This window comes from Leptonema illini DSM 21528, from assembly GCF_000243335.1.
GTDB lineage: Bacteria > Spirochaetota > Leptospiria > Leptospirales > Leptonemataceae > Leptonema > Leptonema illini.
Genome location: NZ_JH597773.1, coordinates 41,155 through 54,180, shown reverse-complemented (window position 1 = coordinate 54,180; position 13,026 = coordinate 41,155). Strand labels below are relative to the sequence as shown.

Genomic DNA, 13,026 nt, shown 5'->3' with positions numbered 1-13,026 from the left:
TGCGAGCAGCGGGCATGTGGAGGGGGGACGTGTTCAAAGAGCAGATCATGACCGGGCGCCTCTTGCAAAGGGATTCAAAAGGCCGGCGAAGTATCTGGCCGTTTTACATCGCTTACATCGTCTGCATGGCGCTATTTCTGAGGCTGCTACCTGGCGTCTCTTCCAATGTGTTTATCCTGTGCCTGTCGATTCTCGTCTGGCTTGATCTTTTTTTCCTGCGTCGAAGAGCCGCCATTGTTCTGCTGCATCCACATGCACGAACCCTCAGACTGCTCGGTTTCGCTCTTTTTATTCTGTGGATGCTTCTTCCGCTGACTTACTATTCAGATGATTGGATCAGGCATGTTTACGACGGCCTGCAGCTTGTGCAGGGAAGACCGGTGTATCGATTACCGCCAGTCGATCTTCCGCCGCCTGCCGGATTTGATCTGCTTCCCAATCATGCGCACAGGCAGACGATCTATCTTCCTTTTACTCAGTTGCAGGCCTGGCTTGCCGGTAGCCTGTTTTACTGGCTGGGGGGCGTGGTTCCGGCACGTGTGATCTTTGCGGCGGTCTGGAGCGCAGTAACCGTAGCGTTATTTTTGCTGGCATGGCGACGTCTCTCTCGGCGTCATCGCGCATCGCTGCTTTCTGTAATGGGAACGTCCCCATTCTTAGTCTTCAGCGCATCTCTGCATGCAGACGTGCAGGGCATGTTCGGTGCCCTGGCTCTTCTTTCGGGGAGCTCAGGCATGCTTGCCGTAATTCTGCCGCTGATCAAGCCCGAAGGCATCTTTATAACGCTTCAGGCATGGCTTGATAGAACTCATAAAAGCCGAAAGACCTACTATATAACGGCATGCATAACGCTGTTTTTCATGGCCATATTCTCGTTTATGATTCTGTGGCCGACGAAAGAGGATGCGCTCGGCTTTTTCAAACAGACGCAGTTCTTCTCAAACTGGTGGACGGCCTATCATCCGGCGGTCTATGTGCTGGAGAGACTGGGTTATTCGGTCTATGACGGGCAGGCCCTTTACCGGCTGTTCCTCCTTCCGGTTTTTGTCCTGGCTCTGACATTCTTCGGATTCCTTCATCCGGGAATGCGCATGCCTGTGCGAAAACCTGGAGAGATGTGGCCGCTCGGGATGATATTCCTTGCGCTATACTTCCTATGGAGGATTACACTTCATCCCTGGTATTTCCTGTGGTTCGTGCCGTTCATGATTTTGCGCGGTGCACACAGGATTCTTGCCTTTTTTCCGATGCTTTTGCTCTGGTATGCGGTAATTCCCGACTACAGAGCAGGGCAGGGGTGGCACGAAGGGACGTTTTTTCTCGTAGCCGGAGCGCATGTCGCAGCTCTGCTTTTTATTGACAGAATGAGGCGTATTGGTTTAATTTAATCTTGATGAAGGGTGAAGGCGTCGACTCGAAAGAGATCGGGTATCTTCTGGACTTCTATAACGAAGTCGAAGATGATTCCATACGATCTCAGATCATGGATCGATTGCTCGATTCTATTCCCTTCGGGCATCATCCGCAGCCGCTCATCGAAACCATCGAAGACCCGCATCGCCGCTGCCAGCTCCGTCTCCATTCAATGGAAGACTTGAATGAGCAGAAGCGCATTCATGATCTAAAAACGTTTGTGGCCACAGAGAGCCTGCGAAACGACATTGAAGCGGCCGTGTTCGTCATTTCCAGGCTTTCCGACTCCCAGACGATCACGCCTGAAGGATTTGCACACGATCTCGACCGCCTTGCCGAGCCGCTTACCGAACGATTGCATAGAGTGGCAAGGGGCAGGCCCGAAGAGAAACTCGATACGCTGATCGACTATCTGTTCTTCGAAAAAGGCTACCGCGGCAACACCGAAAACTATTACGATCCTGAAAACAGCTATCTTACTTCTGTCCTGAAAACCGGTCTTGGCATTCCCGTCAGTCTTTCTATTCTCACTCTTCTTGTCGGCCGTCGAGCGGGTCTCTCAATCGAGGGTATCAATCTTCCGGGGCATTTCATCGTTCGTTTTGTGGACGGGAACTACAGTACATACTTTGATCCCTTTAATGAAGGCTCTCTGCTCACTGAAGAGGATTGTGTCCGCTTCATGCTGCGACAGGGGATTACGCCGGCGCCTGACTACTTCGTTCCGGCCGATGCGCTCACTATAATGAAGCGAATGTATCGCAATCTCATGAATCACTATTCCTCCTGCGGCGACACAAAAAAAGAAGAGACACTGAACCGGCACTTTGCAATTCTGCAAAATCATTCTTTAAGCCGGTGAAAACGTTCCTCGATAAAACAGGCCGCGCCGCCATCATCAAGAAAATCGATCGTCGTTTGGGCGCTATTATTGGCGACGATCTACCCGTATTCACAGATGCGCGAAAGTTCGTCGTCAAAAGCGGCGGCAAGCGTATCAGACCTCTTACGCATTACTACTTCTGTCAGTTGCTCGGCTACAGTGGAGACGAGTGGCTTGATGTCGGCGCCATCGGGGAACTGATCCATGCCGCCTCGCTTCTACATGACGACGTCATCGACTTATCAGATTCCCGTCGCGGACTGCCTGCCTTCCATGTTACCGAAGGCAACAAACGAACGATCCTGACGGGCGACTTCTTGCTGGCCTGCGGTCTTGATCATCTGCAATCTCTTCCTCATGGTTTTCAGCTTCTTGGCGTCTTCACTCGAGTGATCAAGAATCTCTCTGTCGGCGAGATTTTACAGATGGAGCATGAGACGAAGTTCGAGACCGATGCTACGATCTATGAACGCATCGTGCTCGGTAAAACGGCCTCGCTTTTCGGCGCCATGACTGAAGGGGCGGGCATCCTTGCCGGTGTGGATGCGGCGCAGCGAACACGCCTTCGAGATTTCGGCCTGCGAATGGGCCGGCTCTTTCAGGTGCGCGATGATTATCTTGATTACTTCGCCGCCAGGGAAAAGCTCGGTAAAGAGCCCTTTGCCGATTTTCAGCGCGGACTCGTAACGCATCCGCTGATTCGCCTTCGCGAAGAGCTGAAAGCGAAGGACCGCAAGCGCCTGCAGTCACTCTGGAAGAATCGCGATGCGAACGAAGCCGTCGAAGAAGTGTCTGACCTTTTTACAAGGGCCGGATTAAAACGTCGTCTTGCCATCGAAATCGAAGAAGAGATCCATGCGCTGATGAACTACGTTCGGGCATTCCCCGTATCGGGCGTGCGCGATGAAATCCTCTCCACGCTTTCTACGTTGCTTGTGCCCGTAACTCAGGATTGAGATGAATCGTAAACTGCTTCTGTGGCTGATGGTTCCTTTCGTCGGTCTGCTACTCAGCGAACCTCTTCTGCGTCTGGCCGATCCTCCGGGGCTGCAGTACTATCGACGCTCAAAGATGGTGCATGCCTATCATCCCGACTATACGATCTCTCTTCGACCCTCTACAAGCGAATACCTCGATCATCCGTCGGGCCTCTGGGAAGGGCAGTTTACGGTTAACTCGTACGGTATGCGTGACCTTGAAGAGCCGCAACCCGGTCGCTCTAAGACGCTCTGTCTGGGCGATTCGCTGGCAATGGGCCACGGCGTCGGCGATGGCCTGAATTTCTGCCATCTTTTAAAGAACAGGGCCGGATCTCTTCAGGTGCTCAACGCATCGGTCGACGGATTCGGAACCTATGCCTACGCCCTGCGCACCGAAGAGGTCGTTTCACAGATCGATTCGGTGAAGACCGTGCTTCTCTTTCCCTCGCCGACAGACTGGTGGATCCCGAAGCGCTTTCGTGAACGTGGAATTCTGCCCGACGACGAAAAGGATCTGATGCGCAAGGATGATGCCGCCTACAAGAATCTCTTTCGTGCACAGTTCAAGGCCACGGAATGGTTTTATTCACTACAGGCCTTGAAGCTCTCACAGGAACAGCTGCAATTGCGTAAGACGATCTTTGCGAACGATTTGCTTACTTTTGTAGAGAGTCTGGGAAAACGATCACCTTCTGAAGCCTTGCGCGCCTCCACGGCTCATCTTAACGATGCGCTTATACGAAAGCCGTCACGATGTAGTGAACAGAAGACTATCCCTTCAATGACCTGTCCGGAGCCGCTGCCTGAAGGCCTGCTTTGTAGCGATTCCGAACCGGACTATGAGCCGCTACCCGAATTCACGCAGCAGAACCTGAATCGACTTATCCATTTCACAAGGGCAAAGGGAATACGTCTTGTCGTCGTTCTTCTGCCGATGCAGGAAGAAGAAATCCGATGCGCCGCTCATGGCAAGTTTCATGAGAATGGACTCTATGCCGTTCAGGCCCGACGCTTCTTTAAAGAAAAAGGCATCGATGTAATTGAGCTCATGCCTTACACAAAGTCGATGTGCCGGACTGAGGTTCCTGAAAAGGAGCAGCGTATCGGCGATTTCTTTTTGCGCGAAGACGGGCACCTGACCGAGTTAGGTAATCGCTGGGCCGCCGACGCTTTAATGTCAGAGCTTTCAAAACGTGGTCTCTATCCGGAGGCTCGCTGATGCTATTCAATTCCGTCCATTTCTATATCTTTGCTCCGATCGTTATCCTCGTCTTCTTTCAGCTGCCGCTTCGGGCCCAGCGCCTCTGGCTCTTTTTGACCAGCCTCTATTTCTATGCCGTCTTTGAGTTTACATTTATCTTTCTGCTTCTCTATTCGATCGGCATCACCTATCTTGCTATCCGTCGTATTGTCGCTTCGTCTGTTGAGTGGAAGCGTCGAGCGTGGTTGAGCGTTGCCGTATTCGGAAACCTTGCCCTTCTGCTTGTTTTTAAGTATCTGCATCTTGTATACGATGCGATAAACTTCGTGCTCGGTGCTGGCGTATGCGACCCGAATCGTTTTCAGGGACCGCTCTTTCTTTTGCCGATGGGCATATCGTTCTTCGGGCTGCAGGCTATTTCAGCTGCCGTCGACGTCTATCGCGGGACGACACAGCCGCCGGCCTCTCTACTCAGATTCGGTTTATTTCTGAGCTTCTTTCCACAACTCGTGGCCGGACCGATTCTGCGAACAAAGGATCTTCTGGACCAGTTTGATACGGTGAAGAAGTTCAACGAGCAGAACTTTCGGTCGGGCCTTGGTAAGCTTGCCGTCGGGTTTTTTAAGAAAACGATTATTGCAGACGCTCTCTCGCCTCTTGTCGATGAGGTTTTCAAGAATCCCGGACAGTATAACTCTCTGTCTCTCTGGATGGCCGTCTTTGTTTTCTCGTTTCAGATCTACTGCGACTTTTCTGGCTACTCCGATATCGCAATCGGTATAGCGCGTATGCTTGGCTACAGCTTTCCCGAAAACTTCGAGCGTCCGTTCTTCTCGACAACGGTGGGAGAGTTCTGGCGTCGCTGGCATATATCGTTCTCGAGCTGGCTGCGTGACTATGTGTATATCCCCATGGGCGGCTCACGTGTGAGTATCAGTCGCGCTTATTTCAATCTCTTCTTTACGATGGTTGTGAGCGGACTCTGGCATGGGGCCGACTGGAACTTCCTGATCTGGGGCGCCATTCATGGTGCCTTTGTGGCGATGGAGCGCCTTGTGCTTTCCATTCCGGCATTCAAGAGCCGCTATGAGAGCCTACCGCCTGTCCTGGGCATGTTCTATGTTTACACGGTCTTCTCGCTCGCCTTTTTCTACTTTCGATGCAAGCCCATTGCTCTTGATCCACAGCATTACCCCGAAGTTATTGCTTCGCCGATTCAGGTCGCGTGGTTCATGACAGAGCGCGCCTTTACTTTCGCCCCGGGTCAGCAGGCGATTCTATCATGGAATGCGGTAGCCCTGGTGGCTTTGCTGATGGGCCTTGAGTGGATGCAGGAGCGTAAGAAAAGTGTGTCCTTGCTTGAGCGCCCCGTATATGTCTATGCGGGTTCAACGGCCGTGCTCATCGTCTGCCTTTATGTATACAGTGTAACGGTCAGTCAGCCTTTCGTGTATTTCCAGTTCTGAAAAGGACAGTATCATACATCCAGCCCGGGAAACCTGGGAGCAGGGCAAGAATGAGCGCTCGGGATGAGCAGGGCTTGAAACGAGAATCCCTGAATAATTCGGATGTTAATGGTTCAGTAATCAATAGTTAATCCATTAATTATTCTGGGATTAATTGCCGCGGGCTTAATTATTCCATGCCAAATAATTCCAGGCCAAATAATTCATATATTAAATATTCAATGGTTAATGATTCACAGGATGGTCTGAGATCAGATGGTCCGCCTCAGACTGGCATGGGCATGACTATTCCGTTTTCGGGGATTCCGACGTGAGCTTATCGGTGTCGTTTCAAATACTGATAGGCCGTTTCCGCAAAAAGCCGGGCTGCAATATCGTTCGGATGCCCGTCGAGCTTGATATAAGGGGATTGTCCGCTCTGCTGTAAACGCACAAAGTCTTCGCGTAAATCGATGACGTCGAATACGGGGTGTCCATTCGTTACGATTCGATTCTCCGTTAAGAATTCGACAAGCTTTGCCGTCGTCGGATCTTCTACACCCGGACCTCCCGTTCCAGGATTCATACCCGGGTATACAAGTATGGTTAACGAGAGGCCTCTGGCCGCCACCTCCCCGGAAAGAGATTTGAGATTTGCGAATGTAGGATGATCATCAGGCGGCGCCGCATCGAATCCTGGCGGAAGTTGATTCATATCAGCCGGCTTTGAACGAATCAAGAGATACAGAGCAGATTTTCGCGATAACTCGTAGTGAAGCCTGAAGGCAAGGCGGTACAGAGGGTTTGATTCGAAGCGCAGATCTTTCACGTCGTCCACAAAATCCGACGTGTTGTAGATCCAGAAGATATGCTGCGGAACCGGCTGATGTTCCTGCTCGTTTGCTTTCAGGGCCTGATGCAGTCGAAAGGCGATGCCTTTTGTTCCAAGAGAGTCCGAGCCGAGATTGCGCACGTTGTAGCCGGCTGCGGCAAAAGCAAAGGGAGCCGTATTCTCGTCATCAAGCAAATACCCCATGCTGATCGAATCGCCAATCCACCAGATCTCGGGCTGACCCGGCTTCGACTCCGGCACGATGCGTTCCCCGCGATCATCAATGGTCATGGTCCAGAAAGAGCCGTCCGGCCTCACAAACGTTCCCTGAACCGAAGGGCAGAGAAGAAGATACGATTGCTCGAAGCAGTGAGCCGATCGGTACTGGCGCTCGATGGCAAGGTCGGGCCGGCTGCGACGAACGATAAACTCAACAATGAGGAGAGCAACTACGGTCAATCCTATAAGAGCGGCAATGAGAACGGAGTATCTTTTCATTTCTTTTCAGCAGGCAGGGCCACGCATCCGCCGACGATCATGCGCTTCATCTGATCTGGAAAATCACGGAAGCCACGTGGCTCGATGTTGTACTGCACGCCGGCCTTGACGTCGCAATAGGCGGCGCCTCGCACCTTGCTGAACTGATCCATATATTCGATCATATACGTGCCCGGAGTAAGCTGCAGGCGATCGACAGGAGGGTTCAGGTCTCCCTGAAGACGGAACTTATGTCCGCGCTGAGCGAAGACGGCGATCTCTTCTTCTGCGCGAAAGCCGCTGTAATTCTGCCTTACAGTCAGCTCCTGACAACTTAAGAGCAGGGTAAAGGGCAGCCAGAGAATCAGGGCAGCCTTTTTACAATCCTGTCTGATAGCATATCCGATTGACGAGGTCACGGTTGAGCCCCCGCTTCACGCTGGAATACAAGAGGGGGAAGCTCGGCATCTCCCTGCTTCGAAAGAAGGATGAGGTCGGTGTCGAGAAACTCGATCAACAGGGTTTCGCCCGACGGCGCTGTTTCGGGTTCGCCTTTTGTCTCTTCGACAACGGTGAGCACAAGCCGCTCTCCCTGTCTCTCTTTAATCTCGAAAGTGCCGCGTCCCTTCTTTTCTTTCCCTTCTACGCGGTAGAGCAGAGCCCATTGACCCTTATCGGTGAACTCGAATTCTCCGTAGAATTTCTGCTTCAGATGAATCTCGGCGTTGCGGACGCGATCGGCATCAAGCGGACCGCCCCTGGATTTCAGAATGGATTCCGCAGACCGAAGGTAGTGAATGGTCCATTTCCCGGAAAGGCGACGCTCAGAGCTGCCGGGTCCGGTCATCACCGGAAGTAGCTGGCAGGAGGCCAGAATGAACAGCAGGATTACGCCGGTGAGCGACTTCGCAGCCTTCAGGGGCAGATATCGAACGATTTTCTTCGAAAACCGGTCAGAGGATGAGTTTTTTTCTGTACAGAGAACCACGAACGTACAGTTTCTCCCGGGGAAATTATCATCAATCCTTTTTCAAAAACGGCCGATACGAAGAATGGAATGTTAGGCGGATTTCAAAACCTCAAATTGCTCGAAATGAGCCTCGATGCCTCGGTCAAACGCCGGGATGTCATCGCGAATAATATTGCCAATGTCGATGTTCCGGGCTTCAAGCGCTCCGAAGTCGCCTTTGAGGCGGAGTTGAAGAGGGCCATTGAGTCACAGCGTTCCGTAAAAGAGGACGAGCCCCTTCAGACGACGCAGCCGGGTCACATCGCTCGCCGGCAGCCCCGTCGCATCGATGACGTGCGGCCTGTCGTGCATACGGATTACAATTCCACGATGCGCAACGACGGCAACAACGTCGATATCGAAGACGAGGTCATGAAGATGGTGCGCAATCAGCTGCATTTCAGCCTGATCGCCGACCGCATCTCGGGAAAATTTTCGGAGTGGAACGGCTTCATCCGCATGGCCTGACGCTGAGAGGTAGAGTATGGGAATGTTTTCAACGATGAATATTGCGGCCAGCGGCCTGTCGGCCCAGCGCCTGAAGCTCGACGTTATCTCGAATAACATCGCCAATATCAACACGACGCGGAATGCTCACGGCGACGGTCCTTTCCGTCGCGATCGCGTCGTCATGACACCGATCAATCTGCGCAACGTCTGGCGCTCGCCCGTCTATCCCAACGGTCTTGAAACGGGCATGGGGCGGGGCGTGAAGGTCGAGAAGATTGAAAAGGACATGCGGCCCTTAAGGCTTGTCTTTGATCCCGGGCATCCGGACGCCATCAAGATCGGCCCGAAGCAGGGCTACGTCGAGATGCCGAACGTCAACATCGTCGAAGAGATGACCGATATGATCGCCGCCTCGCGATCCTACGAGGCCAACTCTCAGGTTATCCAGGGAGCCCGACAGATGTTCATGAAGACGCTTGAGATCGGCCGCATGGCATAACGGGCGCTATAAAGATAACAGCACCAATCAATAACATAGAAAAAAGAGAAAATAGGAGTTAACGACATGAACGTATTCACGACAACAGGTGTAGGATTTTCTTCGGGCATGCCGAAGCCGCTCGGATCGACGACGGCCAACCCGCTCAAGCTGAGCACGCTTGATGAGCGTCATATGCAGATCGGCAGCGCTCCGAAAGATCCCGAGCACATGACGACGACCTTCGCGCAGGCCCTGAACGAGGCGCTGGGCAACGTCGAAGGCCTTTCGAAGAAGTCAGAGGATCTGACGACGAAGGCCATCTATGATCCCGATTCCGTCGAAGCGCATGAGGTCATCATCGCAAGCCAGAAGGCCCGATTCGCTCTGAACCTCACGAAAACGATCGCAGACGGCGCCGTGCGCACCTTCCGCGAGTTAACAAATCCGAGATAACGCCTGAGTCGCTGTACAGCCGTTAAGTCCTGACGCTAAAAAAACAGAAAAAAGCGGATGAAGTGCAGAAAAAATTCTGTACTTCTCCGAAGCGACATAATAATAGCGATGTCGCCTTAGAACCCGTTCCAGAAACGGGTTCATCAACACAGGAAGCGGAAGGCGGGAAACAGTGGCGGAAGCCGGGAGGAACGTATGCCAGAGGCATTGAGCAATCTTCTGAGTAAGATAACGGATTTCTGGGGTGGGCTGGATAATACAAAGAAGATCATCGTCGGTGCTCTGCTTGGCGTCGTGATCGTGGCCTTTGCCCTGATGGCCGGCTATTCTAAGAAGCCGGCACAGGAACTCCTTTACGGAGACCTGACTGCATCGGATTATTCTGCGATCACGAAGTTCCTGGATGCAGGCGGTTATGAATACTCGGGCAGCGGAACGTCAGCCATCTACGTGAACGGGCTGCAACGCCAGGAGATCGTAACCCGTCTTGCCCAGGATAACCTGATTCCGGCCGGAGTCGAAGGCTGGCAGCTTTTTAATATGTCGAGATGGGATGAGACGACCTTCGACAAGGACGTGAAGCTGCATCGCGCCATCAAAGGCTCGCTCGAACAGATGCTTATGAGCCTTGACTATGTAAAGAAGGCGCAGGTGGAGCTCGCCATCCCCCAGCGGAATAACTTCCTGACCGATGAAGAGCCCGTAAAGGCGTCTGTTGTGCTCACGCTGAAGCCCGGAGTGGAGAAGGTAACGCGCAAGCAGGTGATGGGCATCAAGAACCTCATCTATCGTTCTGTTCCGAATCTGAAGCGCGAAGACATCTCGATCACCGACAACTACGGCAACGAATTCGTCGAACCCGACGAGATCGACGAGGCGCAGCGACGTCTCGATCTTGTCGACCGCAAGAAAGAGTTCGAAGAGAAAGAGCGTCGCAAATGGGCCGGTGAGATCAAGAGCTCGCTGCATGATTTTTACAGCGAGGATCGCATTTCAATCCTGAGAGTCGCCCTTAAAGTGAACTGGGATGAAGTCACCGAGAAGCAGCATCTTGTAACTCCCGTAGAGGCAACTCCGGAGAACCCCGAAACGCCTTATCCAGATCGCGAGCTGATGCCAAACGGAACACTTGTCGTTTCGGAGAACAACCGCCAGGAGCGCTTTCGCGGCAACGGCTTCACGCCCGGCGGGCCGACGGGGACGGAGCAACAGCTTCCGCCTGGATATCAGGATCTCGACTATCAACGTTCGGAATACGGAAACAACGACCGTATCGTAAACCATGACTACAACCGTATCGACAAAGACATCATCCGTCAGCCCTGGGAAGAGCAGGCACGCTCCGTCGCCATCATGGTCGACGGCATCTGGATCCGTAAAGGACCGAAAGAAGACGGATCGGGATGGGAGCGCGAGTATAAGGCTCCGAGTGAAGAAGAGCTGAAGAAACTCGAGAAGCTTCTCAAGGCATCGATGCTCTATAAGGGATCACGGGGAGACCAGATCGCCGTCGAGCACATGCAGAAGGATCGTACGGCGCAGTTCGAGGCCGAAGATGCCGATCTGCGCCAGAAGCTGATGATCCAGCGTCTGCTTGTCGTCTCAGCGGCCGCCCTTGTCGGCTTCCTGCTGCTGTACTTCCTGTATAGAGCGATCAAGAACGAGATCGCACGACGTCGCCGACTGCGTGAAGAAGAACTGGCCGCTCAACAGCAGCTGATGCGTGAGGCAGCTCTGCGTGTAGCCGATGAAGGCGCCGCCGAGGTCGAGCTCTCTGTGGACGAAAAAGCCCGTCGTGAGATGCTTGAGAATGCCATCACACTGGCGCGCGAGAAGCCCGATGAAGTGGCGAAACTGCTACGCACCTGGCTGAACGAAGAATAAGCCTCCAGTAATATAGAGGCGAAATCAAAAAGGCGAAAGCTAAAAATGCAAAGGCAATTCGCGAGAGAAAGGGGCTACGGCCTCTTTCTTGTTTTTCGACATGTTCTATGGAGGTGTGGCCGGCGGTTTTGCTCCGTCCGTCGTTGCTACACCGATCTGCTTGGCGAACGTCTTCTCGTAATAGCGCCCCCAGTGCGGCCATTCACCATCGGCGTCCGTGATATCAAAGACGTCAGATAACGTCCATGACGCCCAGGCCCGGCCTGTGTAAGGACTCCAGTCGGGCTCGGCGGCCAGTGCGGCGATTGCGCGACCGACGAAAAGAGGCGTCTCAGAGGCGATGAAATGCGGTTCTTTTTTCACACCATCCCTCCAGTTCGTCTCGGTTACGCCGAAATTGTCAAGCATCCACTCTGATCGCAAGAAGCCTGGCGTGACCGGCAATGCGCGAATACCTTTTTCCATGAGCGCCGCATCCAGGGCGAAGGCCATGTGGATGATCGTCGTCTTGATCATGCTGTAGTAGACGTTGCCGCGATAGCTGTAATCGGTGCCGTCGGTGATTTCGATGATGCGTCCGTGTCCCTGCCGCACCATCATCGGCGTAAAGGCGCGCGAAGTAATGAGATGCGTATCGATGGAGCGATGCATGGCGCTCAGGCCTCTATCGACATCAGATTCATAGAAGGGAATACTCCAGTCGATGAGATCGTCTCCGCCCCAGATGTCGTTTACCAGAAGGTTGATGCGACCGGATTGTGCCTCTACGGTGCGTGCAAGATCCTCCACCTCGGCCCGAACGCTGTGATCGACGCGAAGGGCGATGCCATGCCCCCCGGCTGCCGTCACCAACGCAGCCGTTTCTTCGATCGTTTCGGGCCTGTTCATATCTGACCGCGCTTTTCCCGATGAGCGACCGGTGCAATAAACGGTCGCCCCCAGCTCGCCAAGGGCCCGGGCAATGCCGCGGCCTGCGCCGCGAGTCGCTCCGGCAACGACGGCAACCTTGCCGCTCAGGCTGCCCGGCTTTTTTCGCACTGCCTTCGGCTCGTCATGTCGCTCAGCCGGATCGGCCTGGGTTTTTTCTTGCTTGTTCATGAGCCTATTGTAGCGCCTCTGTATGACAGGAGCTGTCCTATTTCAGCGTACGAAGAGTATCCGGCCAAAAAAAAACGCCCGGGCGGGCGCTTGAGGGGTTGCGAGACTCTTGAAAGTAATAGAGGTGACAGGTTGCTCTCAACTGAGGCGTTGAGAGCAGGCCGTTACTTATGACTTTTCAGGATCATGATCGTCATGCGGATGTTGATCATGAGGAATCTGAAAAGCTGCCACGGAAAGAATCGTCTTAGAAAAACGACCTTCTCTGATGGGATGGTCGTGAACGATCCCTGTGTGTAGGCGTTCACGATGTCTTTCTCGGACTTCGGGATAAACTCTGTAGGTTCTGACATGATACTGCTCCTTGATCGGTTGCGACGCCGCAGAGACGCAGCGTCGACGGTTATGAATCTTAAAAGA

General features: G+C 53.2%; 14 protein-coding genes. 9 read left to right on the top strand and 5 right to left on the bottom strand.

The annotated features are described in order from the left end of the window. Positions 1-29 precede the first annotated feature (29 nt). Genes LEPIL_RS00280 through LEPIL_RS00260 form a run of 5 tightly spaced genes read left to right on the top strand, consistent with a single transcriptional unit; the run spans position 30 to position 5,943 of the window. Positions 30-1,388 carry a hypothetical protein gene (locus LEPIL_RS00280; protein ID WP_002768799.1) on the top strand — a complete coding sequence of 453 codons (1,359 nt, stop codon included), beginning with the start codon at positions 30-32 and terminating at the stop codon, positions 1,386-1,388. A 5-nt stretch (positions 1,389-1,393) separates the two neighbouring features. Next, positions 1,394-2,275, top strand: coding sequence for a transglutaminase-like domain-containing protein (locus tag LEPIL_RS00275; RefSeq protein ID WP_002768797.1), 882 nt, complete (start codon positions 1,394-1,396; stop codon positions 2,273-2,275). Then, positions 2,272-3,252 (top strand): polyprenyl synthetase family protein, encoded by a 981-nt coding sequence (locus LEPIL_RS00270; RefSeq protein WP_002768789.1) that lies wholly within the window; start codon positions 2,272-2,274, stop codon positions 3,250-3,252. The genes LEPIL_RS00275 and LEPIL_RS00270 overlap by 4 nt, the downstream gene beginning before the upstream one ends. Position 3,253: 1 nt before the next feature. Beyond that, entirely contained in the window at positions 3,254-4,495 is a 1,242-nt protein-coding gene (locus LEPIL_RS00265; RefSeq protein WP_002768787.1) for an LA_2490 family SGNH/GDSL-type esterase, read from the top strand. Then, on the top strand, positions 4,495-5,943 hold the full coding sequence (locus LEPIL_RS00260) for an MBOAT family O-acyltransferase (RefSeq protein WP_002768786.1): 1,449 nt from the start codon (positions 4,495-4,497) through the stop codon (positions 5,941-5,943). The genes LEPIL_RS00265 and LEPIL_RS00260 overlap by 1 nt, the downstream gene beginning before the upstream one ends. Positions 5,944-6,259: 316 nt before the next feature. Here LEPIL_RS00260 and LEPIL_RS00255 read toward each other — a convergent pair whose 3' ends face one another. The 3 genes from LEPIL_RS00255 to LEPIL_RS00245 are packed head-to-tail and all read right to left on the bottom strand — an operon-like array spanning position 6,260 to position 8,219. Then, positions 6,260-7,252, bottom strand: a complete 993-nt coding sequence (locus LEPIL_RS00255; protein ID WP_002768783.1) for a hypothetical protein — start codon at positions 7,250-7,252, stop codon at positions 6,260-6,262. After that, positions 7,249-7,650, bottom strand: coding sequence for a hypothetical protein (locus LEPIL_RS00250; protein WP_002768781.1), 402 nt, complete (start codon positions 7,648-7,650; stop codon positions 7,249-7,251). The genes LEPIL_RS00255 and LEPIL_RS00250 overlap by 4 nt, the downstream gene beginning before the upstream one ends. Then, positions 7,647-8,219 (bottom strand): hypothetical protein, encoded by a 573-nt coding sequence (locus LEPIL_RS00245; RefSeq protein WP_002768779.1) that lies wholly within the window; start codon positions 8,217-8,219, stop codon positions 7,647-7,649. The genes LEPIL_RS00250 and LEPIL_RS00245 overlap by 4 nt, the downstream gene beginning before the upstream one ends. Before the next feature lie 105 nt (positions 8,220-8,324). Here LEPIL_RS00245 and flgB point away from each other — a divergent pair, with 105 nt between their 5' ends. The 4 genes from flgB (at position 8,325) to fliF (ending at position 11,508) form a co-directional block, all read left to right on the top strand. Then, positions 8,325-8,708 (top strand): flagellar basal body rod protein FlgB, encoded by a 384-nt coding sequence (gene flgB, locus LEPIL_RS00240; protein WP_245826895.1) that lies wholly within the window; start codon positions 8,325-8,327, stop codon positions 8,706-8,708. Between the two features lie 16 nt (positions 8,709-8,724). Further along, a complete protein-coding gene (flgC, locus tag LEPIL_RS00235) occupies positions 8,725-9,189 on the top strand; it encodes a flagellar basal body rod protein FlgC (protein WP_002768775.1) in 465 nt (154 codons plus the stop codon). A gap of 66 nt (positions 9,190-9,255) precedes the next feature. Further along, positions 9,256-9,624: a flagellar hook-basal body complex protein FliE gene (gene fliE / locus LEPIL_RS00230; RefSeq protein ID WP_002768774.1), complete on the top strand. Its 369-nt coding sequence runs from the start codon at positions 9,256-9,258 to the stop codon at positions 9,622-9,624. A 195-nt stretch (positions 9,625-9,819) separates the two neighbouring features. After that, positions 9,820-11,508, top strand: coding sequence for a flagellar basal-body MS-ring/collar protein FliF (gene fliF / locus LEPIL_RS00225; RefSeq protein ID WP_002768772.1), 1,689 nt, complete (start codon positions 9,820-9,822; stop codon positions 11,506-11,508). A 105-nt stretch (positions 11,509-11,613) separates the two neighbouring features. On the opposite strand, the gene LEPIL_RS00220 is transcribed toward fliF, so the two are convergent. Next, a complete protein-coding gene (locus tag LEPIL_RS00220) occupies positions 11,614-12,606 on the bottom strand; it encodes an SDR family oxidoreductase (RefSeq protein ID WP_002768770.1) in 993 nt (330 codons plus the stop codon). A 164-nt stretch (positions 12,607-12,770) separates the two neighbouring features. Further along, complete coding sequence (locus tag LEPIL_RS00215; protein ID WP_002768769.1) at positions 12,771-12,959, bottom strand: hypothetical protein; 189 nt, start codon at positions 12,957-12,959, stop codon at positions 12,771-12,773. Positions 12,960-13,026 lie beyond the last annotated feature (67 nt).